Origin of the sequence: Vibrio sp. RM-69-4, assembly GCF_024743775.1 — a bacterium.
Taxonomy (GTDB): Bacteria; Pseudomonadota; Gammaproteobacteria; order Enterobacterales; family Vibrionaceae; genus Vibrio; species Vibrio anguillarum.
The window spans coordinates 1-2690 of record NZ_JAMQXI010000089.1 but is presented as its reverse complement, the minus strand read 5'-3'; the positions used below and the strand labels follow the sequence as shown (position 1 = coordinate 2690).

Here is a 2690-nt window from a genome sequence, read left to right as displayed (position 1 = left end):
TTGGTAGTAGCGTTGGTTGCCCCTTAACCGGGCGTTAGGCAAAGTGAGTTTTTATCAGCTAAATCGAGTTGAAATTGAGCGGTAAATTCCATGTTTTGTGGCTTAAGTTAAGCAATAAATAATCATCACATATTTGCTGTTTCTTGATCGCGTTGGGTTGTTTGTCGTTGTGAATTTAGCGGCAAAATAACCTTCAGCATCCAAACGTCCGCCGAGCATGCTACGCTCGTCACTTTTCTTCCAAACCGCTCAATTTGAGTTTTTTGTTTCTTTGCTGATTTGGCATTTTGGTTTATAAATGAATTGGTTAGTTTGTTTTAGTTTGCAAAGAAGCCTTGTTCTTTAGTTTTGAAAGTGCCGGTGTCAATTGGTTGGCCTAACAAACGGCTCAAGAGGGATTGCCAACGCGTGGCGGCTTTAGTGCAAAATTGAAGTTCAGTGTTTACAGTGTGTTTTTTGAGTTCGGCGGTGCGTTGTCAACCCCTTAGCCGGGCGTTAACTCTCTTCTGGGTATATATCAATAAATTCAATCACTTGACTGATTTTGATAATTGGCTCTCTCTTTTTTGAGGCTGAATGTGTTTATATATGCCAGCTTATATAAAACTGAGGTTGGTATTGAAATGAGTGATATATTTTGTGAAAAGTGTGGCAAACAAACAGAGCATAAAGAGCTTATAAAACAAAAGCCCTCAAAGTATGGAAAAAGTAAGAAAGAACAATTTAAGGCTTTTCTGGAGGGCTTTTTTGGTGGTGTGGCAAGCCCAGTTGGAGCATCGCTAGATTTAATCAACAGATATGTAGTTTGCAGTGAGTGTGGCCATAAGACTTTAGATAATCAAGGAGATGAATTTCTTTAGTCATGAGCGTGTTGCAGAGAGTTAACAAACGGCTCAAGAGGGATTGCCAACGCTTGGCGACTTTAGTGCAAAATTGAAGTTCAGTGTTTACGGTGTGTTTTTTAAGTTCGGCGGTGCGTTGTCAACCCCTTAGCCGGGCGTTAGAGTAAATAAAGGAGGAATGATGTCCGGTGAAAATTCAGAAAGTAATACTGAGTCTATAGTTAATGCTGTAACGAATTTAGTAGAAGCTATCCCAATCTATCAGGATGCGGTGCAACCGGCGGCAAAAGAGATTGGAAAAGCTTTGGGAACAGTAGCTAAGACAGTAAATGTAGCACTAGCTCCAGTATCTGCATTAGTTTGGGGTTATGATCGAATTAAGGACTTTGTTGACAACAAAGTAACTGAAAAACTTTCAGGTGTACCTGAAGAAAATATAGTTACACCACCCCCTAATGTCGCGGGACCGGCTCTAGAATCGTTGCGATACACTGGATCAATAGATGAGTTAAAGGAGCTCTATGCAAACCTTTTAGCTTCATCTATGAACAGTGAAACAACTCAAAATGCGCACCCAAGTTTTGTCGAAATTATTAAGCAGCTATCACCCGATGAGGCTAAGCTATTAACTGTTTTTTTACATGCCAGTTCTGAACCAATAATTACTATCAGAAACAATCGTGAAGATAACTCAGGCGGGTATGATCAATTTAGACATTTCTCTGATATTGGAGACCGTGTTGAGTGTGGTGATTACTCTAAGATCCCAAATTACTTAGATAATTTATGTCGACTTGGTCTTCTTGAAATTCCCGAAAACTACGCCTTAATTGGCGATGGAATGTATAACAGACTAGAAGAAAATGCGGTTGTGCAGGCTATTGTAGAAGATGTCAATAAAACCGAAGGTAGGCGAGCGAAAATTAATCACAAAACTGTTTTGGTTACTGGTCTTGGTCGTCAGTTCATAGATACTTGTGTAAAAGATCACCGAAGCTTCCGGGTTAATTTACTCTAACAAAGCGTTTAAGAGGGATTCGCAACGCGTAGCATTTTCATTATGCGTTGATTTTATTGGTTTTTAGTGTAATGCGGTAAGTTGGTAGTTGCGTTGCTCACCCCTTAACGCGGCGTTATGAGTAAATTGGTATTGGAGTCCAAATTTAATGTCAGAAAAAGAAAAAATGTTAGCAGGTAAGTTTTATGATCCAAGTGATGAAGACTTATTAAAGCTAAGATTGAACGCTAGATTGTTAACTGAAAAGTTGAATACAACCTCTGTTGAGTTTCAACAAAAGCGTGTTGAAATAATTAAGCATTTGTTCGGCACAACAGGTGACAATATTCACATTGAATCTTCTTTCAATTGTGACTATGGCTCTAACATTCATGTTGGTGATAATTTCTATGCTAATTTCGGCTGCGTGATTTTGGATGTTGCGGAAGTAAAATTTGGTAAGAACTGTCTACTTGCACCTCAAGTTGGAATTTATACTGCAACACATCCCTTAGACCCAACCGAGAGGAACAGTGGTTTAGAGTTAGCAAAGCCAATAACCATTGGTGACAATTGTTGGATAGGTGGTAATGCGGTTATCAATCCTGGTGTGACCCTTGGGAATAATGTGGTGGTAGCCTCTGGTGCAGTGGTAACGAAGAGTTTTGGAGACAATGTCGTAATTGGTGGTAACCCAGCGAAAGTGTTAAAAGAAATCAGCGCTAAGCCATAATTTACTCATAACAAACGCTTCAAGAGGGACAGCCAACGCGTGGCATTTTTATTATGCGTTGGTTTTAGTGATTACGGTGTTATGCGGTAAGTTGGCAGTAGCGTTGTCTGCCCCTTAA

Annotated in this window: 3 protein-coding genes; all 3 read left to right on the top strand. The window is 39.8% G+C overall.

The features are described from left to right. The first annotated feature begins 623 nt into the window (after positions 1–623). Positions 624–860: a hypothetical protein gene (locus NB504_RS17795; protein ID WP_094502172.1), complete on the top strand. Its 237-nt coding sequence runs from the start codon at positions 624–626 to the stop codon at positions 858–860. A gap of 160 nt (positions 861–1020) precedes the next feature. After that, positions 1021–1860 carry a DUF4393 domain-containing protein gene (locus NB504_RS17790; RefSeq protein ID WP_258429513.1) on the top strand — a complete coding sequence of 280 codons (840 nt, stop codon included), beginning with the start codon at positions 1021–1023 and terminating at the stop codon, positions 1858–1860. Positions 1861–2008: 148 nt separating this feature from the next. Beyond that, entirely contained in the window at positions 2009–2572 is a 564-nt protein-coding gene (locus tag NB504_RS17785) for a sugar O-acetyltransferase (RefSeq protein ID WP_258429511.1), read from the top strand. Positions 2573–2690: the final 118 nt, after the last annotated feature.